The sequence below is a fragment of the Cohaesibacter haloalkalitolerans genome, from assembly GCF_003574655.1.
Taxonomy (GTDB): domain Bacteria; phylum Pseudomonadota; class Alphaproteobacteria; order Rhizobiales; family Cohaesibacteraceae; genus Cohaesibacter; species Cohaesibacter haloalkalitolerans.
Genome location: NZ_QNUM01000003.1, coordinates 568,594 through 592,935 on the forward strand (window position 1 = coordinate 568,594; position 24,342 = coordinate 592,935).

A 24,342-nucleotide genomic window follows, 5' to 3' on the forward strand; every position below is an offset into this window, starting at 1 on the left:
AGATTTAATCAAACAGGGTGATCCCCTGTGCCTGAAGTCCTCAGTTTGTTGACAACATTCATCAGCCCTCGGGCACCCAGAATGAGCCAGATGCCAATGGCAAATCTCAACAGCGGAGAGATGGACCTAAAAAGAACAGTCTGCGGATCGCCAAGGATGGAACTGGGGAACCCTGCAACGACAATGCCATAAATTGGGCTGAGCAATGAAAGGAACGCTGGAATTGCAAAATACAACCCCAAACAAACGAACAGAACAGTTTGAATGTCCCCAATTGTCGGCACAGCTTCTTCATCGCTGCTTTTGACCTCCCCCGGCGTCATGATCCGGACGACAGACAAGGGCCTGAGACAAAGAAAACCGCCTACAGCGAATTTAACAAGGGCAACCAGAAGGAAAACAAACCCGGCCCAGAATGCAATACCACTGCCTCCCTTCAGGTAGGCAGCCGGCAGCAGGAGCGTCATCTCCCAGTTTGACAACAGCCAGACAAGCCCGGCCAATCGAACAAACAAAGCCACCATCTGTACTCTGGACATTCCGAGCTCCCTTCCTGTCTTGCCCCTGACAACTTTTAGAATGCCCCTGCGCCCCAGACAACCCGCTTAAGCACAAATACAAAAAAGGGCGGCACGGAGCCACCCTTTTAATTGCAAAGACTGCATAAAGCTTATGCTGCGTCTTCTACGTCTACTTCTGCGGTAGGACCGGAATCCGTGCCGCGCGCTGCGGGGTCACGATCAACCAGTTCGATAACAGCCATAGGAGCGTTATCGCCATAGCGGAAGCCGGCCTTGAGAACGCGGGTGTAGCCACCGCTGCGTTCGGTATAACGTGGGCCAAGCGTTTCGAACAGCTTTGCGACCATGTCTTTGTCGCGGATCTGAGCGATTGCCTGGCGACGAGCGTGAAGATCGCCACGTTTAGCCAGAGTGATAAGTTTTTCTGCGATCGGCTTCAATTCTTTAGCCTTGGGCAGAGTGGTTACAATTTGCTCATGCTTGATCAAAGCTGCGGCCATGTTGGCGAACATTGCTTTGCGATGAGAAGCGGTGCGATTGAGCTTGCGACCTGATTTGCCGTGGCGCATTGCCCTCTCCTTTTCACTATCCGACGGTTACAAACCGCTGGTGATTAATACTGATCTTCGTAGCGCTTTGCGAGATCGTCGATATTTTCAGGCGGCCAGGCCTGAACTTCCATGCCAAGATGCAGACCCATCTGAGCAAGGACTTCCTTGATCTCGTTAAGCGACTTGCGCCCAAAGTTCGGAGTGCGAAGCATTTCCGCTTCCGTCTTCTGGATAAGATCGCCGATGTAAACAATGTTGTCGTTTTTCAGGCAGTTTGCAGAACGGACAGACAATTCCAACTCGTCCACTTTCTTGAGAAGTGCCGGGTTGAAAGCCAGCTCCTGGGTCTGTTCCTGAACAACTTCCTTCTCTGGCTCTTCGAAATTGACGAAGATAGACAGCTGGTCCTGCAGAATGCGGGCTGCATAGGCAACTGCATCTTCAGGCTTTACCGAGCCATCGGTTTCGATCGTCATCGTCAGCTTGTCAAAGTCGAGGTCCTGACCCTGACGGGTGTTCTCGACATTGTAGGCAACGCGTTTGACCGGAGAATAGAGGCTGTCAACCGGAATAAGACCGATCGGAGCATCGTCTGGGCGGTTCTGTGTCGCAGTCACATAGCCCTTACCGCTATCAACGGTAAATTCCATGCGCAATTCTGCACCCACGTCGAGCGTGCAAAGAGCCAGCTCAGGGTTCAGAATCTCGACGTCCCCGACAACCTGAATGTCGCCAGCCCGAACAACACCCGGTCCTTCCTTGCGGAGAACCATGCGTTTCGGACCTTCCCCTTCCATGCGCAGAGCGATTTCCTTGACGTTCAGGATCAGATCCGTCACGTCTTCGCGAACACCTGCGATAGAGGAGAATTCATGCAACACACCATCAATCTGGATGGAGGTTACGGCTGCACCCTGCAAGGATGATAGCAGAACACGACGCAGGGCATTGCCCAAAGTCATGCCAAAGCCACGTTCCAGAGGCTCGGCAACCACTTTGGCGACACGCAATTCGTCGTCACCAGGGGTGATTTCGAGTTTGGTTGGCTTGATGAGTTCCTGCCAGTTTTTCTGAATCACGTCTCAACCCTTTCTTGTTTCGGGGCGACACCCCGCAATAACCTGCTTGAGGATTGCAGGGAACCTGAATTTCAATTAGACGCGACGACGCTTGCGCGGACGACAACCATTGTGCGGGATTGGGGAAACGTCACGGATAGACGTAATGGTAAAGCCAATCGACTGCAGAGCACGCAGAGCAGATTCACGACCTGAACCAGGACCGCGAACTTCAACTTCAAGCGTTTTCATGCCGTGTTCAGCGGCTTTCTTACCTGCATCTTCACCAGCCATCTGTGCGGCAAACGGGGTGGACTTACGAGAGCCCTTGAAACCCATTGTACCAGCTGAAGACCAGGAAATCGTATTGCCCTGAGCATCAGAGATGGTGATCATGGTGTTGTTGAAGGTTGAATTCACATGCGCTACGCCAGACGTAATATTCTTACGTTCGCGGCGTTTAATGCGCGAGGCATCTTTTGCCATATTTTACCTCGATCTCTTCGCCGCCGTGATCCCAGCGGCTCCACCGGACGTGGATTATTTCTTCTTACCAGCGATCGCTTTAGCAGGACCCTTGCGGGTGCGAGCGTTGGTGTGGGTGCGCTGACCGCGAACAGGCAGGCCACGACGGTGGCGAAGGCCACGGTAGCAAGCCAGATCCATGAGACGCTTGATGTTCATGGACGTCTGACGACGCAGGTCACCTTCCACGGTGTAACCGGCATCGATCACTTCGCGGATTTTCAGGACTTCAGCGTCAGACAGTTCGTTGACACGACGCTCAGGAGCAATGTTGACCTGTTCAACAATTTCCTTAGCGAATTTCGGGCCAATCCCATGGATATATTGAAGCGCGATGATGACGCGCTTGTTCGTCGGTATATTGACGCCAGCAATACGGGCCACGTCTTATCTCCTCGTAGCAGCGGTGCAGATCCCTGCAGTGCTGCAGACTATAAGGCATCCCCTCCCCATCCTTAGTCCGAAGACTTAATGGTAGGAGACAGTTTTCTTCATTGTTGGTCTGAAACCTTCTTCTGACCCGAGGGAACCCGGGTTCGCAGTTTCAGACTAGTGTGCGCCTGACTTCAGAACGCAAAAATGGGTTCGCAAGCAAGAGCCTCCGAACACCGCCACGTAACAATACGTGAATAGCGCCGGTTAGTACCGGATTCAACGGAAGAGAGTCAACCTCTAAACACAGGAAATGCGACAAATTGGTTGACTTTTCCGAAAATCTTCCCCCACAAACCCGAACCGATGATCAGGATCAGGCAAATCCGGGAGAAAGGACAGCTCCGCTCGAACCACAAAATCCGGGCGGGCAAAACTCAGTATCAGGAAAGAGCTTCCTTGATGGAAGCAGCAACGGCATCGATATCCTGCATGCCGTCGACGGTCTTGAGAAGACCGGTCTTGCCATAATAGGCAATCAGCGGAGCAGTCTGCTCACGATAGACAGCCAGACGCTTCTTCAGCGACTCGGCGTTGTCATCGGCGCGTGCACCACCAACGGTCTCGGAAGCCCGTTTTTCGATGCGAGACAGAAGGATCCCCTCGTCTACGCTGATTTCGACAACGGCATCAAGCTTGAGAGCCTTTTCCTCAAGCAGCTTGTCCAGAGCTTCAGCCTGGGCAATCGTGCGCGGGAAACCATCAAGGATGAAGCCATTGCCACAGTCTGCCTGATCGATACGATCAGAAATGATGGCACAAACGATGTCGTCGGAAACGAGTTCACCGCGTTCCAGAATCTGTTCGACCTGAAGGCCGACCGGGGTCTTTGCAGCAACTGCTGCTCGCAGCATTTCACCGGTAGACAGCTGACGAATGTCAAAATCCTTCACCAAACGTTCAGCCTGCGTTCCCTTGCCTGCGCCCGGAGGCCCCAGCAGAATCAATCTCATCGACGTTTTCCTCTTAGCTTCGATTTCTTGACCAGCCCCTCATATTGCTGGGCCAGCAAATGTCCCTGGATCTGGGAAACCGTATCCATGGTTACGCTGACCACAATCAACAGGGAGGTGCCCCCGAAGTAGAATGGAACGCCAGTTGCGGAGATAAGAAACTCGGGCAAGAGACAGACGAGAACCAGATAAATGGCACCGATCACAGAAATACGTGTCAGGATCTTGTCAATATACTCTGCAGTCCGCTGCCCGGGACGAATACCCGGAATAAAACCGCCATGCTTCTTCAGGTTATCCGCAGTATCCTGCGGGTTGAACACAATGGCTGTGTAGAAGAAAACGAAGAAGACAATCAAGGCCGCATAAAGCAGCATATACAGAGGTTGACCATGCCCCAGCAGCGCAGTCACCGTGTTGAGCCAGTCAGGCCCAGAGCCGTCGCGGGAAATGAAGTTCACCACGGTGGTCGGCAACAGCAGCAGGGAAGAGGCAAAGATCGGCGGGATAACACCAGACGTGTTCAGCTTCAGCGGCAGATGCGAGCTGTCGCCCTGGAACATCTTGTTGCCAACCTGACGCTTCGGATACTGGATGATCAGGCGGCGCTGCGCCCGTTCCATGAACACGATAAAGGCAATCACCAGAGCAGCAACAGCAATCACGCCGAGGATAACGGCGGTGGACAGCGTGCCCTGACGGCCAAGTTCAAGGGTATGGGCAACTGCCGTCGGCAGGTTGGCCACGATACCGGAGAAAATGATGAGGGAAATACCGTTACCGATGCCGCGCGCAGTGATCTGCTCACCAATCCACATCATGAACATGGTGCCGCCAACGAGCGTCAGGACAGTCGAGAAACGGAAGAACAGACCCGGATCCAGAACGATGTTGGATGACCCCTCAAGCCCGACGCTGATGCCATAGGCCTGCAGCGTGGCAAGGATCACCGTACCGTAGCGGGTATACTGGTTGATGGTCTTCTGACCACGTGCCCCATCCTTTTTCAGCTGTTCCAGTGTCGGAGACACGGTCGTCATCAGCTGAATGATAATGGAAGCAGAAATATAGGGCATGATCCCGAGCGCAAAGATCGCCATACGGCCGACCGCACCACCGGAGAACATGTTGAACAGGCCCAGAATGCCATTCTGGTGGCTGCTGAAAGCGTTGGCCAGGGCTTCAGGGTTGATCCCCGGAAGCGGAATATATGTGCCAAGGCGGTAAACCAACAATGCACCCAACGTGAACCAGATGCGTTTCTTGAGTTCCTCTGCCTTTGCAAAGGCGCCAAAATTAATATTGGCGGCGAGTTGTTCTGCTGCCGAAGCCATTCTCTACTCCGCTATAGCGCTCACTTAACAGTTCGATAAGCATTAAATATAAGGGCGCCAAAACAAATGTATAGGGTGTGACGGGAATCGCTTCCCATCACTACCCTTAAAGCAAAAGAAGGCTCAGATGAGCCCCCTTCTTATTCTTCTTCACCGATGATCTTGACAGATCCACCAGCTTTTTCAACAGCAGCGATTGCGGCCTTGGAAGCGCCTTCGATCTCGAAGGCAACCTTGGCAGTCAATTCACCGTCGCTCAGCAGGCGAACACCATCAAGCAGGCGACGTACGACACCGGCTGCCTTGAGTGCTGCGACAGTAACCGGAGCCGAAGCATCCAGTTTGCCCGCATCAATAGCCTGCTGCACGCGACCAACAGAAACGGTATTGAAGTTTTTCGCGAAGATGTTGTTAAAGCCGCGCTTCGGAAGACGACGATGCAATGGCATCTGACCACCTTCGAAGCCCTTGATAGCAACACCAGAGCGAGACTTCTGACCTTTGACACCGCGACCACCGGTTTTACCGAGGCCGGAGCCGATGCCGCGACCAACGCGCTTACGATATTGGGTAGCGCCGTCGTTATCGCGAATTTCGTTGAGTTTCATTATACTCTCCCGCCCTCTTAGGCCTCGTCCACAACGCGAACGAGATGAGGGATCTTAGCGATCATGCCGCGAACTTCAGGAGTGTCCTGCAGGGTACGACGACGATGCAATTTGTTAAGGCCAAGACCGATCAGCGTAGCCTGCTGGTCTTTTGGCCGACGCAAAGGGCTGCCGATCTGTTCAACAGTTACGGTGCCCTGTTCCTTGTTTGCCATTGTCCGGCTCCTCTTTAATCTAGAGATGTAAGGATCACTCCGCCAGCTTAGCTGTCGGAGCGGCCCCCATCAGAGACGCGACGACGAGCCTGGAGCGTAGACACCTTCAGACCACGGCGAGCAGCAACACCACGAGGGCTGTCTTCTGCCAGAAGCGCATCGAAGGTAGCACGAACCATGTTATACGGGTTGGAGGTACCAACAGACTTTGCAACCACGTCCTGAACACCAAGTGTTTCGAACACGGCACGCATTGGACCACCCGCGATGATACCAGTACCAGCAGGAGCGGCACGCAGCATGACTTTACCAGCGCCATGGCGGCCGGCAACGTCATGATGAAGCGTACGACCCTCACGCAGAGGTACACGGATCATGTTCCGTTTTGCAGCGTCAGATGCCTTGCGAATTGCTTCAGGCACTTCGCGTGCCTTGCCGTGACCAAAGCCTACGCGGCCCTTCTGGTCACCAATAACGACAAGCGCAGCGAAACCGAAGCGACGACCACCTTTTACCACTTTAGCAACGCGGTTGATGTGGACGAGTCGATCGACGAATTCGCTTTCGCGCTCTTCACGTTCAACTTTCTTGTTCATGAGCTTTCTTCTCTCGTCTGAGCAATCGGTTGCCCGACGCGTTAGAAATTCAATCCGCCTTCGCGCGCAGCGTCTGCGAGCGACTTAATGCGGCCATGGTAGATATATCCACCACGATCAAAGACTACGTCCTTCACGCCGGCTGCTACTGCTCGCTCTGCGATCAGTTTGCCAACTTCAGAAGCGGCGGCTTTGTCCGCGCCGGTTTTCAGCTTCTCGCGCAGATCTTTCTCGATAGAAGAAGCGGCTACGATCGTAACCCCCTTCTCGTCGTCGATGACCTGAGCATAGATATGCTTGGAAGACCGGTTAACACTCAAACGCGGACGGCCGTTGGCAGCCTTTTTCAGGGCGCGACGTACACGTGCACGACGACGCTCGAACTGAGATAGTGCCTTCGCCATAGTATGTATCCGTTACTTCTTCTTACCTTCCTTGCGGAAGATAAATTCATCACTATATTTGACGCCTTTGCCTTTGTAGGGCTCAGGGCCACGATACTTGCGGATTTCTGCAGCAACTTGACCAACAGCCTGTTTGTCAATGCCAGTTACCACGATCTCGGTCGGCTTTGGACAAGCAACCGTGATCCCTTCGGGAACTTCATAGACAACATCGTGGGAAAAACCAAGAGCCAACTGAAGATCTTTGCCTTTCAGCTGAGCGCGGTAACCCACACCGTTGATATCAAGCTTCTTCTCGAAGCCTGCAGAAACACCAGTCAGGATGTTGAGAATCTGGGTCCGGGACATGCCCCAGAGAGAGCGAGCAGTCTTGGATTTGCTGCGTGGCTCAACCAGAATTCCATCATCCGTCATTTTGGCGTCGACGTCTTCGCTAAGAACGAAGGTGAGTTCACCCTTCGGACCCTTAGCTGTGACGGTCTTGCCATCAATTGTTGCAGTGACTCCGCTAGGGACTGCAACAGGCTTTTTGCCAATACGTGACATAAGACTAACCTGTCCGGATCTGAGATCAGCCTGCCCAAGGTTACCGCCCTTAAAAGCAGAACTGATCGCTTTTTAACCGTTGACCTGTTTCCGACCCAAAGGGCCGGTAACAGATCGGAGGCAACAAGGAACAAGCCGCATCAGAAGACGCGGCAAAGAACCTCACCACCAACGTTTTGCTCACGAGCGTCGTGATCGGCCATAACACCTTTCGGAGTAGACACGATCGACACGCCCAGACCGTTGTGAATGATCGGAATATTCTTGACCGATGCATACACACGACGACCAGGCTTGGACACGCGTTGGATTTCACGGATCACCGGCTCTCCATCGAAGTATTTCAGCTCGACCTCGAGTTCGGACTTGCCGCCTTCGAATTCGACGGTGGTGTAGCCGCGGATGTACCCTTCTGCGGCCAAAACGTCAAGCACGCGCTGACGCAATTTGGATGCAGGAGTGGAAACTTTCGTTTTCTTTCGCATCTGCGCATTGCGGATGCGGGTCAACATATCCCCAAGGGGATCAGTCATTGCCATGGGACCGCGCTCCTTACCAGCTCGACTTCACAAGGCCGGGGATCTGACCCTCGTTGCCAAGTTCGCGAAGTGAAATACGGGACATCTTCAATTTGCGATAGTAGCCGCGTGGACGGCCAGTCACTTCGCAACGATTGCGGATGCGGATGGATGCGGAGTTGCGTGGAAGCTCAGCGAGTTTCAAACGAGCCTTGAACCGCTCTTCAAGAGAGAGAGACTCGTCTTTCGCCAGGGCTTTCAGCTTTGCACGTTTAGCAGAGAATTTGTCTGCCAGACGGGCACGAGCTTTGTTCTTTTCGACAGCGCTCTTTTTAGCCATTACATATTCCTCGTACTTTCCGCGGGACCTTAACGGTTGAACGGGAAGTTGAATTCTTTCAGCAGGGCACGAGCTTCTGCATCGTCGCTTGTATTGGTGCAAACGATGATGTCCATACCCCAGATCTGGTCAACTTTGTCATAATCGATCTCTGGGAAAACGATATGCTCTTTCAGGCCCATGGCATAGTTGCCATTGCCGTCGAAGCTTTTCCCGTTAAGACCACGGAAGTCGCGTACACGAGGCAGCGCAATGGTGATCAGACGATCGAGAAATTCGTACATACGGTCGCCGCGCAGCGTAACTTTCACGCCAATCGGCATGCCTTCACGAACCTTGAAGGTCGCGATGGATTTACGAGCTTTGGTGATCACTGGCTTCTGACCAGCGATAGCCTGCAGATCTTCCAAGGCAGCTTTCACTTTCTTGGAGTCATTAACCGCTTCACCAACACCAATGTTCAGAACAACTTTTTCAAGCTTGGGCATCCGGTGCGGATTGCTGAAGCTGAACTGTTCCTGCATCTTGGCGCGGATGACATCTTCATAAAGCGTCTTAAGACGCGGAGTGTAAGTAGCCTCAGCCATCGATCACATCTCCCGAACGCTTGGCCACGCGCACCTTGTTGCCTTCTTTGACAGTGAAACCAACGCGGGTCGGTTTGTTGTCTTTCGGGTCAGCCAAAGCCAGGTTGGACAGGTGGATCGGAGCTTCTTTGGTAACGATGCCCGCTTCCTGCAACTGGGTCTGACGCTGATGACGTTTGACCAGGTTTACACCGCGCACGATTGCCCGCTCTTCAGCTGGCATCACCTGCACAATTTCACCGCTCTTGCCCTTGTCTTTACCGGCAAGAACAATGACGCGATCACCCTTTTTGAGTTTCGCAGCCATTACAGCACCTCCGGAGCAAGGGAAATGATTTTCATATGGTTATGAGCACGCAGCTCACGAGGAACCGGGCCGAAGATACGGGTACCGATTGGTTCCTTGTTGTTGTTCACCAGAACAGCTGCACTACGGTCAAAACGGATGACGCTGCCGTCCGGACGACGAATAGCCTTTGCGGTACGAACCACAACTGCCTTCATCACATCGCCCTTCTTGACGCGTCCACGCGGAATAGCTTCCTTGACGGATACGACGATGATATCGCCGATCCCTGCATATTTCCGTTTGGAGCCGCCGAGCACTTTGATGCACATGACACGACGAGCGCCGGAGTTATCCGCGACGTCAAGGTTTGTTTGCATCTGAATCATGACTGGCCGCCTTTATAATTCTCCCCAAACGCATCACTGCGTAGGGTTTACGTCCAATTGCCAAGCTGGATTAAGAGGTCGGAAGTTCTTTACCGACAACAACCCAACGTTTCGATTTCGAAATAGGAGCAGATTCCTGAATGTAAATCTGATCACCTACCTTGAAGGAATTGCTCTCGTCATGAGCCTGATAACGCTTGGAACGACGCACCGTCTTCTTGAGAAGCGGATGCGTGAAACGGCGTTCAACCTTCACGACGACAGTTTTATCCTGCTTGTCGCTGACGACGAGGCCTTGCAAAATTCTCTTTGGCATCCCGTCTCTCCTATTCTGCTGACTCTGCGCGCTTCTGCTGCGCGATGGTCATCAGGCGTGCAATGTCACGACGAACTTCTCGAACACGCACGGTATTTTCCAACTGACCAGTGGCCCTCTGAAAGCGCAGGTTGAACTGTTCTTTCTTCAGCTTTTCCACTTCATCAGCAATTTGATCCGCAGTCATCGCGCGGACATCTGATGCTTTCATGGGTCTGTCCCTTCACACCGTTAGTCGGCGATGCGCTGTACGAAGCGTGTCTTGATAGGCAACTTCGCAGCAGCAAGCCGCATGGCTTCCCGTGCAATATCCACAGGAACACCATCAATTTCAAACATAATACGACCCGGTGCTACGCGAGCTGCCCAGTATTCTGGCGAACCCTTACCTTTACCCATGCGGACTTCGGTAGGCTTCTTGGATACGGGAACATCCGGAAATACGCGGATCCACACACGACCGGCACGCTTCATGTGACGGGTCATAGCACGACGCGCAGCCTCGATCTGACGAGCGGTGACACGCGCAGGCTCCTGAGCCTTCAGACCGTAGGCACCAAAATTGAGCTCAAAGCCCCCTTTTGCGTTGCCATGAATACGGCCCTTGTGCTGCTTGCGATATTTTGTGCGCTTTGGTTGCAGCATTGTGTTTCTCTCTTAACTCAGTTGGTAACCGACATTAAGCAGCAGGTTTATTGCTACGACGGCGCTGGTTATTGTTGTTGCCCTGATCCTGGTTTTCAGAAGCGCGGCGTTCAGAGGCCATCGGATCATGTTCCATGATCTCGCCTTTGTAAATCCACACCTTGATACCAGAAATGCCATAAGCGGTCAGAGCTTCAGCAGTACCATAGTCAATGTCAGCGCGCAGAGTATGAAGCGGAACGCGACCTTCACGATACCATTCAGTACGTGCGATCTCGGCACCACCCAGACGGCCTGCACAGTTGATACGAATACCTTCAGCGCCCATCCGCATGGCGGACTGAACGGCCCGTTTCATTGCGCGACGGAAAGCAACGCGGCGTTCCAGCTGCTGTGCAATGGACTGAGCAACGAGGTTGGCATCGCATTCCGGCTTCCGTACTTCAACAATGTTGATATGGACGTCGGAGCTGGTTAGTTTGCCAACTTTCGAGCGAAGTTTTTCGATGTCGGCGCCTTTTTTGCCGATTACGATGCCCGGACGTGCAGAGTGAATGGTCACACGGCACTTCTTGTGCGGACGCTCGATAACGATTTTGGATACAGCCGCCTGCTTGAGTTCTTCTTCCAGCATGGCGCGAATAGCGTAGTCTTCATGAAGAAGAGTACCGTATTCGCCCTTGTTTGCATACCAGCGAGAATCCCAAGTGCGGTTGATGCCAAGACGAAGACCAATTGGATTAACCTTGTGTCCCATCAGGCTGTCTCCTCAACTTCACGAACAACAATCGTCAGGTTGGAGAAAGGCTTGAGGATCTTGCCAACACGGCCACGAGCACGTGGCTGCCAGCGTTTCATCACAAGTGCCTTACCAACATAAGCTTCTGCTACAATCAGGCTGTCAACATCCAGCTCGTGGTTGTTTTCAGCGTTGGCGATCGCAGATTCCAAACATTTTTTCACATCTTTTGCGATGCGCTTGGAAGAGAAGGTCAGCTCGGCCAGAGCCTTGTCAACCTTTTTCCCCCGGATCATCGCTGCGACAAGGTTCAGCTTCTGCGGAGACGTGCGAAGCATGCGGGTTACCGCTTTTGCCTCATTGTCTTTCAGGACGCGTGCGCGTTTTGCCTTACCCATTATTTCCTCTTAGCCTTTTTGTCGGCCCCGTGACCGTAGTAGTTACGGGTCGGAGAAAATTCGCCCAGTTTGTGTCCGACCATCTCCTCAGAGACGAGTACGGGCACATGCTTCTGACCATTGTACACACCGAAGGTGAGTCCAACGAAGTGAGGCAGGATCGTGGAGCGACGGCTCCAGGTCTTGATCACTTCGCTACGACCAGAAGAGCGAACCTTGTCTGCCTTCTTCAGAAGGTATCCGTCTACAAACGGACCTTTCCAAACAGAACGTGCCATCGGTTAACCCTTATTTCTTGCGCTGATGCCGACTGCGAACAATGAACTTGTTGGTCGACTTGTTAGAGCGAGTACGCTTGCCCTTGGTAGGCTTGCCCCATGGAGACACAGGGTGACGACCACCTGAGGTCCGGCCTTCACCACCACCATGTGGGTGATCAACCGGGTTCATAACGACACCGCGCACTTCTGGACGTTTACCGAGCCAACGGTTACGGCCAGCTTTACCAAGATTGATGTTTGAATGTTCCGGGTTGGAAACAGCACCAACGGAGGCCATGCAAGAGCCAAGTACCAGGCGGGTTTCACCAGAGTTCAAACGAATGATCGCGTAGCCACTATCGCGTCCGACCAGCTGGGCATAAGCACCAGCAGAGCGTGCAATCTGACCGCCCTTGCCCGGCTTCATCTCCACGTTGTGGATGATGGTACCAACAGGCATGTTGGCCAGTGGCATAGCGTTGCCTGGTTTGATGTCGGCGGCTTTGTTGGCGGAAACAACCTTGTCGCCAGCGCGGAGGCGCTGAGGAGCCAGGATGTAGGCCTGTTCGCCGTCTTCATAATTAACCAGAGCAATGAATGCCGTACGGTTTGGATCATATTCCAAACGCTCTACCGTGCCAACAGCGTCAAACTTGCGACGCTTGAAGTCGATGATACGATAGCTGCGCTTATGACCGCCACCACGACGACGTGATGTGACGCGACCATTGTTGTTACGACCGCCAGACTTGGTCAAGCCTTCGGTGAGCGTTTTGACCGGTTTCCCTTTCCAAAGATCGGACCGGTCTACGATCACCAGCTGACGCGTGCCTGGGCTTGTCGGTTTAAAGGTCTTGAGTGCCATGACTTAAAGCCTATCCCCGCGTTGCTTAAAGACCAGTCGTGACGTCAATGGACTGGCCCTCTTCGAGGGTAACAATCGCTTTTTTCACGTCGACCTGTTTACCGATAATGCCTTTGAAGCGCTTTACCTTGCCCTTGCGGACCAGAGTGTTGACGCTTTTGACTTTAACAGAAAACAGTGCCTCTACGGCGGCCTTGATTTCTTCTTTAGTCGCATCCTTGGATACGTTGAATACAACCTTGTCCTGTTCGGAGTGCAGGGTTGCCTTCTCGGTGATCACCGGGCTGCGGATGATATCGTAATGACGAAGGTTGGTCATTTGAACCGTTCCTCCAGAGCATCGACTGCGGCCTTGGTCAGAACCAGTGTGTCGCGACGCAGAACATCAAGAACGTTGATGCCCTGAACCGGCAACACATCGATACCGACGATATTGCGGGCAGCTTTAGCAAAGTTCTCGTCCACTTCCTTACCGGAAATGATCAGAGCGCTTTGGAGGCCCAGACCGGAAATCTGTTTCTTCACGAGTGCGGTCTTTGGTGCTGCTGCCGTCACATCATCCAGAATGATCAGATTGTCATTCTTGACTTTGGAAGACAGAGCATGTTTGAGCGCAAGCGCACGAATTTTCTTCGGCAGTTCGATTGCATGGTCACGAACAACCGGACCAAACGCACGACCACCACCACGGAACTGAGGCACCTTCTTGTTGCCATGACGAGCGCCACCAGAACCCTTCTGACGAAGGAATTTCTTAGTTGTGCCGGTCACTTCACCGCGGGTCTTGGTTTTGTGCGTACCAGCCATCTTCTTCATCTGCTGGTAGCGAACCATACGGGCCATGATGTCGGCACGTGGCTCAAGACCAAAGACGCTTTCAGAAACAGCTACGGAACCTGCATCGCCGCCATCAAGGGTTTTAATTTTGAGTTCCATTATTCTTCACCCTCCGCTGCTGCTGCTTCAGCTACTGGAGCATCGGCAGTACGGATAGCACCTGGAAGCGGAGCCCCTTCAGGACGAGCCTTCTTGACGGCGTCCTTGATAAGGATCCAACCACCTTTGGAACCAGGAACAGCACCCTGAACCAGAACCAGGCCACGGTCGGCATCGGTTTTGACAACCTTCAGATTCTGAGTGGTTACGCGGGTTGACCCCAAGTGACCAGCCATCTTCTTGCCTTTGAAGACCTTGCCCGGATCCTGACACTGACCAGTCGAACCGTGGGCACGGTGAGATACGGATACGCCGTGTGTAGCGCGTCCACCACCGAAGTTGTGGCGTTTCATGGCACCGGCAAAGCCTTTACCAATAGACGTACCAACAACATCCACATGCTGACCAGCAACATAATGGTCCGCAGTCAGCTCAGCACCAACCTCGATGAGGTTCTCTTCGCTTACACGGAATTCAGCAAGTTTACGTTTCGGTTCAACCTGCGCTACGGCGAAATGGCCGCGCATAGGCTTCGAAACATTCTTTACTTTGGCTTTACCCACACCCAACTGAAGGGCGGTATAGCCGTTTTTCTCTACAGTACGCTGAGCAACAACCTGGCAATTCTCAATCTTGAGAACCGTAACCGGAACATGTTCGCCGGCTTCGGTATAAATGCGGGTCATTCCCAACTTCTGTGCGATCACACCAGAACGCATGGCTACTCTTGCCTCTCGCTCACGTTAGAGCTTAATTTCTACGTCCACACCGGCCGCAAGATCTAGCTTCATGAGGGCATCAACCGTCTGAGGGGTCGGGTCGATGATGTCGAGGAGACGCTTGTGCGTACGGATCTCGAACTGCTCACGGCTTTTCTTGTTAACATGCGGCGAACGGTTGACAGTGAACTTCTCGATATGGGTCGGAAGAGGAACCGGACCACGAACGTTAGCGCCAGTGCGCTTTGCTGTGGACACGATTTCCTTAGCTGACGTATCGAGAATGCGATGGTCGAATGCCTTAAGGCGAATTCGAATATTCTGACCGTTCATATTTTCAACCTCAAAAGACTGGGGTGCGCCAAGCGAACCCGGGCACCCCTGCCCTAATGATTACTCGATGATTGAGCCGACGATACCAGCGCCAACGGTACGACCACCTTCGCGGATAGCGAAGCGCAGTTTTTCTTCCATGGCGATCGGAACGATCAGCTGAACATTCATGTTGACGTTGTCGCCCGGCATCACCATTTCAACACCTTCGTCAAGGGTAACAACACCCGTAACGTCGGTCGTGCGGAAATAGAACTGAGGACGATAGTTGGTGAAGAACGGGGTGTGACGACCACCTTCTTCTTTCGTCAGAATGTAGGCTTCTGCCTTGAACTTCGTGTGCGGGGTAACAGAACCCGGCTTGCAAAGAACCTGACCACGCTCAACGTCTTCACGCTTGGTACCGCGCAGAAGAACACCAACGTTGTCGCCTGCCTGGCCGCTATCGAGCAGCTTGCGGAACATTTCAACACCGGTGCAGGTGGTTTTCTGGGTTGGCTTGATACCGACGATCTCGATTTCTTCGCCTACCTTGATGATACCACGTTCTACACGACCGGTAACAACCGTACCACGACCAGAGATCGAGAAAACGTCTTCAATCGGCAGCAGGAACGGAAGGTCAACCGGACGATCCGGGGTCGGGATGTAGTCATCAACTGCATCCATCAGGGCGCGGATGGAATCACGGCCGATTTCCGGATCGCGGTTTTCAACGGCTGCAAGAGCAGAACCCTTGACGATCGGAATTTCGTCGCCTGGGAACTCGTAGGAGTCCAGAAGTTCGCGAACTTCCATTTCAACCAGCTCAAGCAGTTCTTCGTCGTCTACCTGGTCAACCTTGTTCAGGTAGACAACCAGTGCAGGAACGCCAACCTGGCGAGCCAGAAGAATGTGTTCGCGGGTCTGTGGCATCGGGCCATCGGCTGCAGAGCAAACCAGAATTGCGCCGTCCATCTGTGCCGCGCCGGTGATCATGTTCTTCACATAGTCGGCGTGGCCAGGGCAGTCAACGTGAGCGTAGTGACGTTTTGCTGTCTCATACTCAACGTGAGCCGTGGAGATCGTGATACCGCGGGCCTTTTCTTCAGGCGCACCGTCAATCTCGTCATAAGCCTTAGCGGTTGCACCACCAACTTCCGCAAGGGTCATGGTGATGGCTGCTGTCAACGTGGTTTTGCCATGGTCAACGTGACCAATCGTGCCGATGTTACAATGCGGCTTTGTACGTTCAAACTTTTCCTTAGCCATAGGAAAGTCTCCATTCTTGAAAACATCATTAAGTGCGGCGGCTCGACCGCCCTGCCCCCGAAGCCGAGAGCAGGACAATCAACCAAACTTCTGAACTCAGGCGTATTTGGCCTGGACTTCGTCAGCGACAGCCTGTGGCACCTGTGCGTAGTGATTAAACGTCATGGTAAACTGTGCGCGACCCTGTGACATGGAACGAAGAGTGTTCACATAGCCAAACATGTTCGCCAACGGCACCATGGCGCCAATAACGGTTACTACACCGCGAGCTTCAGTTCCGGAGATCTGACCGCGGCGGGAGTTGATGTCGCCGATGATATCGCCCATGTACTCTTCAGGGGTAACAACTTCGACTTTCATCATTGGCTCGAGCAGTTTCGGACCAGCTTTCTTGCAACCTTCGCGGAAACCTGCACGAGCAGCAATTTCGAAGGCAAGCACAGAAGAGTCAACGTCATGGAAGGCACCGTCAATGAGGTCCACCTTGATGTCAACCATCGGGAAGCCAGCCAGAGGACCTGCGGTCATAACGGACTGAACGCCCTTTTCGACGCCAGGGATGTATTCTTTCGGAATAGCACCACCAACGATAGAGGATTTGAACTCAAAACCAGCACCTGGCTCGTTCGGCTCAATAACCATCTTGACGCGACCGAACTGACCGGTACCACCCGACTGTTTCTTGTGGGTGTAATCGATAGTTTCAGTACGGCTGATGGTTTCACGGTAAGCCACCTGCGGCGCACCGATGTTTGCCTCAACCTTGAACTCGCGACGCATACGGTCGACAAGAATGTCGAGATGAAGCTCGCCCATGCCAGCCATGATGGTCTGGCCGGATTCTTCGTCCGTTTTGACGCGGAAGGAAGGATCTTCTGCAGCAAGACGGTTCAGAGCAAGACCCATCTTTTCCTGGTCAGCCTTGGACTTCGGCTCAACAGCGATTTCGATAACCGGTTCCGGGAACTCCATACGTTCCAGAATAACCGGCTTCAGAGGATCGCAGAGGGTATCACCAGTGGTGGTATCCTTCAGACCAGCGATAGCAACGATGTCACCAGCGAATGCTTCCTTGATGTCCTCACGAGAGTTGGAGTGCATCTGAAGCATGCGACCGACGCGCTCGCGCTTCTCTTTCACGGTGTTGAGAACCGACGTACCAGCTTCGAGCTTGCCCGAGTAGATACGGCAGAAAGTCAGGGAGCCAACAAACGGGTCGTTCGCGATCTTGAAAGCAAGCATGGCGAATGGCTCGTTGTCGTCAGCATGACGTTCGATCGGCTGTTCGGTCTTGGCATCGATACCACGGATAGATTCGATGTCGACCGGGCTTGGCAGATAATCGACAACGGCGTCAAGAAGAGGCTGAACACCCTTGTTCTTGAACGCAGTACCGCAGAGAATCGGAATGAACTCGTTGGCAATGGTGCCCTTGCGGATCAGCTTCATCAGCGTTTCCTTGGATGGCTCTTCGCCTTCCAGATAGGCTTCCATGACAGCTTCGTCGATTTCGACAACGGTCTCGATCAGCTTTTCGCGATATTCTTCAGCCTGAGCCAAGTCGGCTTCCGGGATTTCATTCGTTTCGAACTCTGCACCCAGATGCTCTTCATGCCAGATGATCTGCTTCATGTTGACCAGATCGATAACGCCCTTGAACTCGCTCTCAGCACCAACAGGCAACTGAAGGCAGAGCGGCTTTGCGCCAAGGCGGCTTTCGATCATTTCAACGCAGCGATAGAAATCGGCACCGAGCTTGTCCATCTTGTTGACAAAGATCATCCGAGGAACGCTGTATTTGTCAGCCTGACGCCATACGGTTTCAGTCTGAGGCTCAACACCAGCGTTCGCATCCAGGCAGCACACAGCGCCGTCAAGCACACGCAGAGAACGTTCAACTTCAATGGTGAAGTCAACGTGGCCTGGGGTGTCGATGATGTTCAGACGCTTTTCACGCCAGAAACAAGTGGTAGCAGCAGAGGTAATGGTAATACCGCGTTCCTGCTCTTGTTCCATCCAGTCCATGGTGGCAGCACCATCATGAACCTCGCCAATCTTATGGCTTTTCCCTGTGTAATAGAGGATTCGTTCAGTCGTGGTCGTCTTACCAGCATCGATGTGAGCCATGATGCCGAAGTTACGATAATCCTCAATCTTGTGGCTGCGTGCCATGACTTAGCCCCTAATGGTTTACCAGCGATAATGCGAGAAGGCACGGTTGGCTTCAGCCATACGGTGCGTATCTTCGCGTTTCTTGACTGCCGAACCGCGGTTGTTGAAGGCATCCAGAAGCTCGCCAGAGAGGCGATCGATCATGGTGCGTTCGTTACGGTTACGAGCAGCAGTAATGATCCAACGGATAGCCAAAGCCTGTTTGCGTTCAGAACGAACATCAACAGGAACCTGATAAGTCGCACCACCAACGCGGCGGGAACGAACTTCAACAGCAGGCATGACATTTTCCAGAGCAGTGTGGAACACTTCTACCGGATTCTGCTTCAGCTTTCCTTCAACAGCATCAAGGGCACCGTAAACGATCCGTTCAGAAACAGACTTTTTACCGTCCAGCATGATGCTGTTCATGAATTTTGAAATAACGATATCGCCGAACTTAGGATCCGGGTTGATAACGCGTTTTTCTGCACTATGGCGACGTGACATGTGACCAGAACTCCAATAGCGGCTTATTTAGGCCGCTTTGCACCATATTTAGAACGGCGCTGTTTGCGGTCTTTAACACCCTGAGTATCGAGAACACCGCGAAGGATGTGATAACGAACACCAGGCAAGTCTTTCACGCGACCGCCGCGGATCATGACAACGGAGTGTTCCTGAAGGTTATGGCCCTCACCAGGGATATAGCCGATAACTTCAAAACCGTTGGTCAAGCGAACCTTGGCAACCTTACGCAGAGCCGAGTTCGGCTTCTTAGGCGTAGTGGTGTAGACGCGCGTACATACGCCCCGCTTCTGAGGGCAGGCCTCCATGGCCGGAACTTTGTTTCGCTTCACCGGCGCTTTGCGCGGTTTGCGAATAAGCTGGTTAATGGTTGGCATTAACGTGTGCCTTTCAGATCTCTCTGAATAAATACCTATTGCTCCGTCCGCACGTGCAAAAGCGCAGCAGCGCGCGACCCTTGCCGCGAACGGGGCTGTGAAAACCAGAGGATTACGGAAATCCGCAATCATGAGCCAGTCAATCTCAGCTTCATTGAGACGAACATCGTTTAAATGGTCCTGTGTCGAAAACGAGGCGCTTTCGATCAATGAGCACTTACGGCATGTTCGAGAAGTGGCGCGAACCTACTCTGAAGATTGCATTCCGTCAACCCCCTTGATGAAGATTCAGGGAAGTCCGCCATTTGCGGTCTAAGCGCGTAATATAATTGCGTTTTTACACTGTGATACACAATAATAATGCGGAGACTTTGAAATCTCGCTGAAATCAGCCGATTCTTCCCCAGACCAGCATTATTGACCAGATCAGAACCCGATCGAAAGCATGAATCACGCCGCAGAAGATTCTCTTGCCAGACTTAATAAAACACCCGGATCAGACGAAAATCTGCAATCATATATGTTAACATTTTCCGTCGCTTGCCATGGCAAGCGTCTTTGAACCCGAAACGCCCGCGAAGTCTTTCTTCGCAATGGTTAGGCTTTGACCTTTTGGGCGCCTCGGATGAGCCCAAAACAAAGGGGCCGACACCACGCGGGTGACGGCCCCTTTTATGATTCATGCCTGCGGCAGACTTATTCGGCAGGTTCCTTGGCCGACAGATCGGAGATCTGCGGGGTGTTGGTCAAAGACTGTGTTCTCTGGCGCTCTTCCAGAATGAGATCGTCGCGATGGGTAGCAACCCGACGCAGACCGGACATCACGCGGCCGGTACCAGCCGGAATGAGACGACCTACGATCACGTTTTCCTTCAGACCTTCCAGAGTATCGATCTTGCCCTGAACAGATGCTTCGGTCAGGACGCGTGTGGTTTCCTGGAAGGAAGCCGCCGAGATGAACGAACGGGTCTGCAAGCTTGCCTTGGTGATACCAAGCAGAACCGGCTTGCCCTTTGCCGGGGTTTTGCCTTCTGCAGCCAGACGTTCGTTTTCTTCTGCGAACTCCAGGCGATCGATATGTTCGCCCTGTAGGAAGTAGCTGTCGCCCTGATCTTCGATTTCGATCTTCTGCAGCATCTGGCGAACAATCACTTCGATGTGCTTGTCGTTGATGCCCACGCCCTGCAGACGGTAGACGTCCTGAATCTCGTTGACGAGATATTCGGCAAGAGCTGCAACGCCCTTGACGGCCAGAATGTCATGCGGCGCCGGGTTGCCATCGAGAATATAGTCACCCTTTTCAATGAAGTCGCCTTCCTGAAGATGGAAAGGACGTCCTTTCGGGATCAGATATTCAATTGGCTCGATCTTTTCATCAGCCGGCTCCAGAACGATGCGGCGCTTGTTCTTGTAGTCGCGACCGAAGCGGATGGTGCCATCATAATCGGCGATGACAGCGTGGTCCTTCGGACGGCGGGCTTCGAACAGTTCGGCAACGCGTGGCAGACCACCGGTGATGTCTTTCGTCTTGGCGCTTTCCATCGGGATACGAGCCAGAACGTCACCGGCAGAAACCTTCGTACCCGGCTGAACCGAGAGAATGGCCTCGACCTGGAGCATGTAACGGGCGTCGCCACCACGCGGCAGAGACTTGATAGCACCGCTGGAGTCCTTGACCGTGATCGCAGGCTTCATGTCTGCAGAACGCGGGTTGGAGCGCCAGTCGATAACAACGCGCTTGGTGATACCGGTCGACTCGTCCGTCGCTTCGCTGACCGACAGGCCTTCGGCAACGTCTTCGAAGTCGATGACACCGTTCACTTCGCTCAGTACCGGACGGGTATACGGGTCCCATTCAGCCAGACGCTGGCCAGCCTTGACCTTGTCACCTTCGTCAACATGCAGGATCGTACCATAGGTGACCTTGTTGACAGACCGCTCATTGCCTTCTTCATCGATGATGGCAACGGAGACGTTCCGACCAAGGGTGATCAGCTTGCCTTCGGAGTTGCGAGCAACGTTGCGGTTGCGGATCTCGATCGTGCCTTCGAAGTTGGATTCGATGAACGAGCTGTCAACCACCTGTGCCGTACCACCAATGTGGAACGTACGCATGGTCAGCTGCGTGCCCGGCTCACCGATGGACTGGGCAGCGATAACGCCAACAGCCTCACCAATGTTGACTTCCGTCCCGCGAGCAAGGTCGCGACCGTAGCATGCCGCGCAAACACCGTTGCGGGAATGACAGGTCAGAACCGAGCGAACAGTAATGGACTGAAGACCACAGGTCTCGATTTCCTCAAGATGCTCTTCGGAAATGATCGACCCCTTCGGAACGATGATTTCACCGGTCTTCGGATTGACAACATCCAGAGCAGCCGTGCGGCCCTTGGTACGGGTACCAAGCGTGGCAACAATCTGACCGGCGTCAACAATCGCGCGAACTTCCAGCCCCTCTTCGGAACCGCAATCGCGTTCGGTGATGATGCAGTCCTGAGCAACGTCCACCAGACGACGGGTCAGGTAACCGGAGTTGGCCGTTTTCAGAGCCGTATCAGCCAGACCCTTACGGGCACCGTGTGTGGAGTTGAAGTATTCCATCACGGTAAGGCCTTCTTTGAAGTTCGAGATGATCGGTGTTTCGATAATCTCGCCCGAAGGCTTGGCCATGAGACCGCGCATACCTGCCAGCTGTTTCATCTGAGCCGGCGAACCACGAGCACCAGAGTGCGCCATCATGTAAACCGAGTTCATCGGCTTCTGACGCTTGGTCTCTTCATCATACTCGACGGCCTGAATGCGCTTCATCATTTCGTCAGCAACGCGGTCAGTACATTTCGCCCAGGCGTCAACAACCTTGTTGTATTTCTCGCCCTGCGTGATGAGACCGTCGTTATACTGGGTTTCGAATTCCTTGGCCATGGCGCTGGTCTCTTCGATAAGACCTGCCTTGGTTTCCGGAATAACCATGTCGTCCTTGCCGAAGGAAATACCGGCGCGGAAAGCACGGTTGAAGCCGAGGCCCATGATCTTGTCGCAGAAGATGACCGTTTCCTTCTGACCACACGCCCGATAGACGAAATGGATCATCTTGGAAATTTCTTTCTTGGTCATCAGCTTGTTGCAAGCCTCAAAGGACACCTGCGGATGGCGCGGCAGAAGCTCACCAATCAGCATGCGGCCCGGAGTCGTCTCATAGATCTGCGAAACCGGATTGCCGTCCTCGTCGATGGTTTTGTAACGGCCCTTGATCTTGGCATGCAGCGTGACAGCCTTGGTTTCCAGCGCATGATGCAACTCGCCGATATCGGAGAACAACATCCCCTCACCCGGCTCGTTTTCATTCATGATGGACAGATAATAAAGACCAAGAACAATGTCCTGCGAAGGCACAATGATTGGTTCACCGTTGGCCGGATGCAGAATGTTGTTGGTCGACATCATCAGCACACGGGCTTCCAGCTGGGCTTCCAGCGAAAGCGGCACGTGAACAGCCATCTGGTCACCGTCGAAGTCGGCGTTGAAGGCCGAGCAGACGAGCGGATGCAACTGAATGGCCTTGCCTTCAACCAGATGCGGTTCAAACGCCTGAATGCCCAGACGGTGCAGCGTAGGCGCACGGTTCAGCATCACCGGATGTTCACGGATAACCTCTTCCAGGATATCCCAGACTTCCGGCTTGGCCTTTTCAACCAGCTTCTTGGCCTGCTTGACGGTGGTCGAGTAGCCCTTGGCGTCCAGACGCGAATAGATGAACGGCTTGAACAGCTCAAGCGCCATTTTCTTCGGCAGACCGCACTGATGCAGCTTCAGTTCAGGACCCACGGTAATAACGGAACGACCGGAATAGTCGACGCGCTTGCCGAGCAGGTTCTGACGGAAACGGCCGTGCTTGCCCTTCAGCATGTCGGACAGTGACTTCAACGGACGCTTGTTGGCACCGGTGATGACGCGGCCACGACGACCGTTGTCGAACAGCGCATCAACAGATTCCTGCAACATGCGCTTTTCGTTGCGGATGATGATATCCGGCGCACGCAGTTCCATCAGACGCTTCAGACGGTTGTTACGGTTGATCACACGACGATAGAGATCGTTGAGGTCAGACGTGGCAAACCGGCCGCCATCGAGCGGAACCAGAGGACGCAGATCGGGAGGAATGACCGGAATGACGGTCATGATCATCCATTCCGGACGGTTGCCGGACTCGATGAAGGCTTCTACGATCTTCAGACGCTTGGCCAGCTTGATCGGCTTCAGGGATGAGGTGCTCTCAGCGATTTCCTGACGCAGTTTCTCGGAGATCTGTTCCAGATCGAGAGAAGCCAGAATTTCGCGGATCGCCTCGGCGCCGATCATGGCGGTGAAGGTATCCTCGCCATATTCGTCCTGAGCAATCATATACTCCTCTTCGGTGAGGAGCTGATATTCCTTGAGCGGCGTCAGGCCCGGTTCAACAACGATATAGTTCTCGAAATAGAGAACGCGCTCAAGATCCTTGAGCGTCATGTCGAGCAGCTGGCCAATACGGCTAGGAAGGGATTTCAGGAACCAGATGTGAGCAACGGGAGCTGCGAGTTCGATATGACCCATGCGTTCACGACGCACGCGGGACAGGGTGACCTCGACGCCACATTTTTCACAAATGATGCCCTTGTATTTCATGCGCTTGTACTTGCCGCACAAGCACTCATAGTCCTTGATCGGGCCAAAGATACGCGCACAGAAAAGACCATCACGCTCAGGCTTGAACGTACGATAGTTGATCGTTTCAGGCTTCTTGATTTCACCGAATGACCAGGAGAGAATTTTCTCCGGGCTCGCGATGGAAACGCGAATCTGGTCGAAAGTCTGGGCCTGAGCCTGCGGACTGAAAAGATTCATGACCTCGTGGTTCATGGTGTCTCCTCTTGACGGTTAGACGGATCGCAGGGCTTCCCCCCACGATCCGTTCCGAAATT

The 24,342-nt window shown here is 53.4% G+C and carries 33 protein-coding genes; all 33 read right to left on the reverse strand.

All coding sequences use genetic code 11. The features are described 5' to 3' along the window. Positions 1–8: 8 nt before the first annotated feature. The 33 genes from DSL70_RS10100 to rpoC all read right to left on the reverse strand — a co-directional run bounded on the left by DSL70_RS10100 (position 9) and on the right by rpoC (position 24,280). A complete protein-coding gene (locus tag DSL70_RS10100) occupies positions 9–539 on the reverse strand; it encodes a hypothetical protein (protein WP_162916550.1) in 531 nt (176 codons plus the stop codon). A gap of 131 nt (positions 540–670) precedes the next feature. Then, a complete protein-coding gene (gene rplQ, locus DSL70_RS10105) occupies positions 671–1,090 on the reverse strand; it encodes a 50S ribosomal protein L17 (RefSeq protein ID WP_119307764.1) in 420 nt (139 codons plus the stop codon). Between the two features lie 44 nt (positions 1,091–1,134). Next, the gene (locus DSL70_RS10110) at positions 1,135–2,151 is read right to left on the reverse strand and encodes a DNA-directed RNA polymerase subunit alpha (protein ID WP_119307765.1); all 1,017 of its coding nucleotides are present in this window, start codon (positions 2,149–2,151) and stop codon (positions 1,135–1,137) included. A gap of 75 nt (positions 2,152–2,226) precedes the next feature. Continuing rightward, complete coding sequence (rpsK, locus tag DSL70_RS10115) at positions 2,227–2,616, reverse strand: 30S ribosomal protein S11 (RefSeq protein ID WP_119307766.1); 390 nt, start codon at positions 2,614–2,616, stop codon at positions 2,227–2,229. Between the two features lie 54 nt (positions 2,617–2,670). Then, entirely contained in the window at positions 2,671–3,039 is a 369-nt protein-coding gene (gene rpsM / locus DSL70_RS10120; RefSeq protein ID WP_090072080.1) for a 30S ribosomal protein S13, read from the reverse strand. Between the two features lie 431 nt (positions 3,040–3,470). Beyond that, entirely contained in the window at positions 3,471–4,040 is a 570-nt protein-coding gene (locus DSL70_RS10125) for an adenylate kinase (RefSeq protein ID WP_119307767.1), read from the reverse strand. Then, positions 4,037–5,374 (reverse strand): preprotein translocase subunit SecY, encoded by a 1,338-nt coding sequence (gene secY, locus DSL70_RS10130; protein WP_119307768.1) that lies wholly within the window; start codon positions 5,372–5,374, stop codon positions 4,037–4,039. The genes DSL70_RS10125 and secY overlap by 4 nt, the downstream gene beginning before the upstream one ends. 140 nt (positions 5,375–5,514) lie before the next feature. Next, positions 5,515–5,982, reverse strand: coding sequence for a 50S ribosomal protein L15 (gene rplO, locus DSL70_RS10135; protein WP_119307769.1), 468 nt, complete (start codon positions 5,980–5,982; stop codon positions 5,515–5,517). Positions 5,983–5,999: 17 nt separating this feature from the next. Continuing rightward, entirely contained in the window at positions 6,000–6,197 is a 198-nt protein-coding gene (gene rpmD / locus DSL70_RS10140; RefSeq protein WP_119307770.1) for a 50S ribosomal protein L30, read from the reverse strand. A gap of 47 nt (positions 6,198–6,244) precedes the next feature. Then, the gene (rpsE, locus tag DSL70_RS10145; RefSeq protein ID WP_119307771.1) at positions 6,245–6,793 is read right to left on the reverse strand and encodes a 30S ribosomal protein S5; all 549 of its coding nucleotides are present in this window, start codon (positions 6,791–6,793) and stop codon (positions 6,245–6,247) included. 41 nt (positions 6,794–6,834) lie between these two features. Beyond that, entirely contained in the window at positions 6,835–7,197 is a 363-nt protein-coding gene (gene rplR, locus DSL70_RS10150) for a 50S ribosomal protein L18 (RefSeq protein WP_119307772.1), read from the reverse strand. Between the two features lie 12 nt (positions 7,198–7,209). Further along, a complete protein-coding gene (gene rplF, locus DSL70_RS10155; RefSeq protein WP_119307773.1) occupies positions 7,210–7,743 on the reverse strand; it encodes a 50S ribosomal protein L6 in 534 nt (177 codons plus the stop codon). 140 nt (positions 7,744–7,883) lie between these two features. Next, on the reverse strand, positions 7,884–8,282 hold the full coding sequence (gene rpsH / locus DSL70_RS10160; protein WP_119307774.1) for a 30S ribosomal protein S8: 399 nt from the start codon (positions 8,280–8,282) through the stop codon (positions 7,884–7,886). 13 nt (positions 8,283–8,295) lie between these two features. Then, a complete protein-coding gene (gene rpsN / locus DSL70_RS10165; protein ID WP_119307775.1) occupies positions 8,296–8,601 on the reverse strand; it encodes a 30S ribosomal protein S14 in 306 nt (101 codons plus the stop codon). A gap of 29 nt (positions 8,602–8,630) precedes the next feature. Continuing rightward, a complete protein-coding gene (gene rplE / locus DSL70_RS10170) occupies positions 8,631–9,188 on the reverse strand; it encodes a 50S ribosomal protein L5 (RefSeq protein WP_119307776.1) in 558 nt (185 codons plus the stop codon). Continuing rightward, positions 9,181–9,495, reverse strand: a complete 315-nt coding sequence (gene rplX, locus DSL70_RS10175; RefSeq protein ID WP_119307777.1) for a 50S ribosomal protein L24 — start codon at positions 9,493–9,495, stop codon at positions 9,181–9,183. Before rplX ends, rplE begins: the two co-directional genes overlap by 8 nt. After that, the gene (gene rplN, locus DSL70_RS10180; protein WP_090072124.1) at positions 9,495–9,863 is read right to left on the reverse strand and encodes a 50S ribosomal protein L14; all 369 of its coding nucleotides are present in this window, start codon (positions 9,861–9,863) and stop codon (positions 9,495–9,497) included. The genes rplX and rplN overlap by 1 nt, the downstream gene beginning before the upstream one ends. Positions 9,864–9,933: 70 nt before the next feature. Continuing rightward, positions 9,934–10,179 carry a 30S ribosomal protein S17 gene (gene rpsQ / locus DSL70_RS10185; protein WP_119307778.1) on the reverse strand — a complete coding sequence of 82 codons (246 nt, stop codon included), beginning with the start codon at positions 10,177–10,179 and terminating at the stop codon, positions 9,934–9,936. Between the two features lie 10 nt (positions 10,180–10,189). Beyond that, positions 10,190–10,390, reverse strand: a complete 201-nt coding sequence (gene rpmC, locus DSL70_RS10190; protein WP_119307779.1) for a 50S ribosomal protein L29 — start codon at positions 10,388–10,390, stop codon at positions 10,190–10,192. Between the two features lie 20 nt (positions 10,391–10,410). Next, positions 10,411–10,824 carry a 50S ribosomal protein L16 gene (gene rplP, locus DSL70_RS10195; RefSeq protein ID WP_119307780.1) on the reverse strand — a complete coding sequence of 138 codons (414 nt, stop codon included), beginning with the start codon at positions 10,822–10,824 and terminating at the stop codon, positions 10,411–10,413. Between the two features lie 34 nt (positions 10,825–10,858). Further along, positions 10,859–11,581, reverse strand: coding sequence for a 30S ribosomal protein S3 (gene rpsC / locus DSL70_RS10200; protein ID WP_119307781.1), 723 nt, complete (start codon positions 11,579–11,581; stop codon positions 10,859–10,861). Beyond that, complete coding sequence (gene rplV, locus DSL70_RS10205) at positions 11,581–11,961, reverse strand: 50S ribosomal protein L22 (protein ID WP_119307782.1); 381 nt, start codon at positions 11,959–11,961, stop codon at positions 11,581–11,583. Before rplV ends, rpsC begins: the two co-directional genes overlap by 1 nt. Further along, the gene (rpsS, locus tag DSL70_RS10210; protein WP_119307783.1) at positions 11,961–12,239 is read right to left on the reverse strand and encodes a 30S ribosomal protein S19; all 279 of its coding nucleotides are present in this window, start codon (positions 12,237–12,239) and stop codon (positions 11,961–11,963) included. The genes rplV and rpsS overlap by 1 nt, the downstream gene beginning before the upstream one ends. 10 nt (positions 12,240–12,249) lie before the next feature. Beyond that, the gene (gene rplB / locus DSL70_RS10215; protein WP_119307784.1) at positions 12,250–13,086 is read right to left on the reverse strand and encodes a 50S ribosomal protein L2; all 837 of its coding nucleotides are present in this window, start codon (positions 13,084–13,086) and stop codon (positions 12,250–12,252) included. A 25-nt stretch (positions 13,087–13,111) separates the two neighbouring features. Beyond that, the gene (locus tag DSL70_RS10220) at positions 13,112–13,405 is read right to left on the reverse strand and encodes a 50S ribosomal protein L23 (RefSeq protein ID WP_119307785.1); all 294 of its coding nucleotides are present in this window, start codon (positions 13,403–13,405) and stop codon (positions 13,112–13,114) included. Further along, positions 13,402–14,022 carry a 50S ribosomal protein L4 gene (rplD, locus tag DSL70_RS10225; RefSeq protein ID WP_119307786.1) on the reverse strand — a complete coding sequence of 207 codons (621 nt, stop codon included), beginning with the start codon at positions 14,020–14,022 and terminating at the stop codon, positions 13,402–13,404. Before rplD ends, DSL70_RS10220 begins: the two co-directional genes overlap by 4 nt. Continuing rightward, positions 14,022–14,741 (reverse strand): 50S ribosomal protein L3, encoded by a 720-nt coding sequence (rplC, locus tag DSL70_RS10230; RefSeq protein WP_119307787.1) that lies wholly within the window; start codon positions 14,739–14,741, stop codon positions 14,022–14,024. Before rplC ends, rplD begins: the two co-directional genes overlap by 1 nt. Before the next feature lie 24 nt (positions 14,742–14,765). After that, the gene (gene rpsJ / locus DSL70_RS10235; protein WP_090072145.1) at positions 14,766–15,074 is read right to left on the reverse strand and encodes a 30S ribosomal protein S10; all 309 of its coding nucleotides are present in this window, start codon (positions 15,072–15,074) and stop codon (positions 14,766–14,768) included. Between the two features lie 60 nt (positions 15,075–15,134). Continuing rightward, entirely contained in the window at positions 15,135–16,325 is a 1,191-nt protein-coding gene (gene tuf / locus DSL70_RS10240) for an elongation factor Tu (RefSeq protein ID WP_119307788.1), read from the reverse strand. A 96-nt stretch (positions 16,326–16,421) separates the two neighbouring features. Further along, positions 16,422–18,497, reverse strand: coding sequence for an elongation factor G (gene fusA / locus DSL70_RS10245; protein WP_119307789.1), 2,076 nt, complete (start codon positions 18,495–18,497; stop codon positions 16,422–16,424). An 18-nt stretch (positions 18,498–18,515) separates the two neighbouring features. Further along, positions 18,516–18,986 carry a 30S ribosomal protein S7 gene (gene rpsG, locus DSL70_RS10250; protein WP_119307790.1) on the reverse strand — a complete coding sequence of 157 codons (471 nt, stop codon included), beginning with the start codon at positions 18,984–18,986 and terminating at the stop codon, positions 18,516–18,518. 23 nt (positions 18,987–19,009) lie between these two features. After that, on the reverse strand, positions 19,010–19,381 hold the full coding sequence (gene rpsL / locus DSL70_RS10255) for a 30S ribosomal protein S12 (protein ID WP_090075714.1): 372 nt from the start codon (positions 19,379–19,381) through the stop codon (positions 19,010–19,012). 696 nt (positions 19,382–20,077) lie between these two features. Next, entirely contained in the window at positions 20,078–24,280 is a 4,203-nt protein-coding gene (gene rpoC / locus DSL70_RS10260) for a DNA-directed RNA polymerase subunit beta' (RefSeq protein WP_119307791.1), read from the reverse strand. Positions 24,281–24,342: the final 62 nt, after the last annotated feature.

Bases quoted from the DNA above. Each gene is read 5' to 3' on its own strand.
- DSL70_RS10100 (WP_162916550.1), bottom strand. From the start codon at position 539: ATGTCCAGAGTACAGATGGTGGCTTTGTTTGTTCGATTGGCCGGGCTT.
- rplQ (WP_119307764.1), bottom strand. From the start codon at position 1,090: ATGCGCCACGGCAAATCAGGTCGCAAGCTCAATCGCACCGCTTCTCAT.
- rpsK (WP_119307766.1), bottom strand. From the start codon at position 2,616: ATGGCAAAAGATGCCTCGCGCATTAAACGCCGCGAACGTAAGAATATT.
- DSL70_RS10125 (WP_119307767.1), bottom strand. From the start codon at position 4,040: ATGAGATTGATTCTGCTGGGGCCTCCGGGCGCAGGCAAGGGAACGCAG.
- secY (WP_119307768.1), bottom strand. From the start codon at position 5,374: ATGGCTTCGGCAGCAGAACAACTCGCCGCCAATATTAATTTTGGCGCC.
- rplO (WP_119307769.1), bottom strand. From the start codon at position 5,982: ATGAAACTCAACGAAATTCGCGATAACGACGGCGCTACCCAATATCGT.
- rpmD (WP_119307770.1), bottom strand. From the start codon at position 6,197: ATGGCAAACAAGGAACAGGGCACCGTAACTGTTGAACAGATCGGCAGC.
- rpsE (WP_119307771.1), bottom strand. From the start codon at position 6,793: ATGAACAAGAAAGTTGAACGTGAAGAGCGCGAAAGCGAATTCGTCGAT.
- rplR (WP_119307772.1), bottom strand. From the start codon at position 7,197: ATGGCGAAGGCACTATCTCAGTTCGAGCGTCGTCGTGCACGTGTACGT.
- rplF (WP_119307773.1), bottom strand. From the start codon at position 7,743: ATGTCACGTATTGGCAAAAAGCCTGTTGCAGTCCCTAGCGGAGTCACT.
- rpsH (WP_119307774.1), bottom strand. From the start codon at position 8,282: ATGGCAATGACTGATCCCCTTGGGGATATGTTGACCCGCATCCGCAAT.
- rpsN (WP_119307775.1), bottom strand. From the start codon at position 8,601: ATGGCTAAAAAGAGCGCTGTCGAAAAGAACAAAGCTCGTGCCCGTCTG.
- rplE (WP_119307776.1), bottom strand. From the start codon at position 9,188: ATGGCTGAGGCTACTTACACTCCGCGTCTTAAGACGCTTTATGAAGAT.
- rplX (WP_119307777.1), bottom strand. From the start codon at position 9,495: ATGGCTGCGAAACTCAAAAAGGGTGATCGCGTCATTGTTCTTGCCGGT.
- rplN (WP_090072124.1), bottom strand. From the start codon at position 9,863: ATGATTCAGATGCAAACAAACCTTGACGTCGCGGATAACTCCGGCGCT.
- rpsQ (WP_119307778.1), bottom strand. From the start codon at position 10,179: ATGCCAAAGAGAATTTTGCAAGGCCTCGTCGTCAGCGACAAGCAGGAT.
- rpmC (WP_119307779.1), bottom strand. From the start codon at position 10,390: ATGAAAGCATCAGATGTCCGCGCGATGACTGCGGATCAAATTGCTGAT.
- rplP (WP_119307780.1), bottom strand. From the start codon at position 10,824: ATGCTGCAACCAAAGCGCACAAAATATCGCAAGCAGCACAAGGGCCGT.
- rpsC (WP_119307781.1), bottom strand. From the start codon at position 11,581: ATGGGACACAAGGTTAATCCAATTGGTCTTCGTCTTGGCATCAACCGC.
- rplV (WP_119307782.1), bottom strand. From the start codon at position 11,961: ATGGGTAAGGCAAAACGCGCACGCGTCCTGAAAGACAATGAGGCAAAA.
- rpsS (WP_119307783.1), bottom strand. From the start codon at position 12,239: ATGGCACGTTCTGTTTGGAAAGGTCCGTTTGTAGACGGATACCTTCTG.
- rplB (WP_119307784.1), bottom strand. From the start codon at position 13,086: ATGGCACTCAAGACCTTTAAACCGACAAGCCCAGGCACGCGTCAGCTG.
- DSL70_RS10220 (WP_119307785.1), bottom strand. From the start codon at position 13,405: ATGACCAACCTTCGTCATTACGATATCATCCGCAGCCCGGTGATCACC.
- rplD (WP_119307786.1), bottom strand. From the start codon at position 14,022: ATGGAACTCAAAATTAAAACCCTTGATGGCGGCGATGCAGGTTCCGTA.
- rplC (WP_119307787.1), bottom strand. From the start codon at position 14,741: ATGCGTTCTGGTGTGATCGCACAGAAGTTGGGAATGACCCGCATTTAT.
- rpsJ (WP_090072145.1), bottom strand. From the start codon at position 15,074: ATGAACGGTCAGAATATTCGAATTCGCCTTAAGGCATTCGACCATCGC.
- tuf (WP_119307788.1), bottom strand. From the start codon at position 16,325: ATGGCTAAGGAAAAGTTTGAACGTACAAAGCCGCATTGTAACATCGGC.
- fusA (WP_119307789.1), bottom strand. From the start codon at position 18,497: ATGGCACGCAGCCACAAGATTGAGGATTATCGTAACTTCGGCATCATG.
- rpsG (WP_119307790.1), bottom strand. From the start codon at position 18,986: ATGTCACGTCGCCATAGTGCAGAAAAACGCGTTATCAACCCGGATCCT.
- rpsL (WP_090075714.1), bottom strand. From the start codon at position 19,381: ATGCCAACCATTAACCAGCTTATTCGCAAACCGCGCAAAGCGCCGGTG.
- rpoC (WP_119307791.1), bottom strand. From the start codon at position 24,280: ATGAACCACGAGGTCATGAATCTTTTCAGTCCGCAGGCTCAGGCCCAG.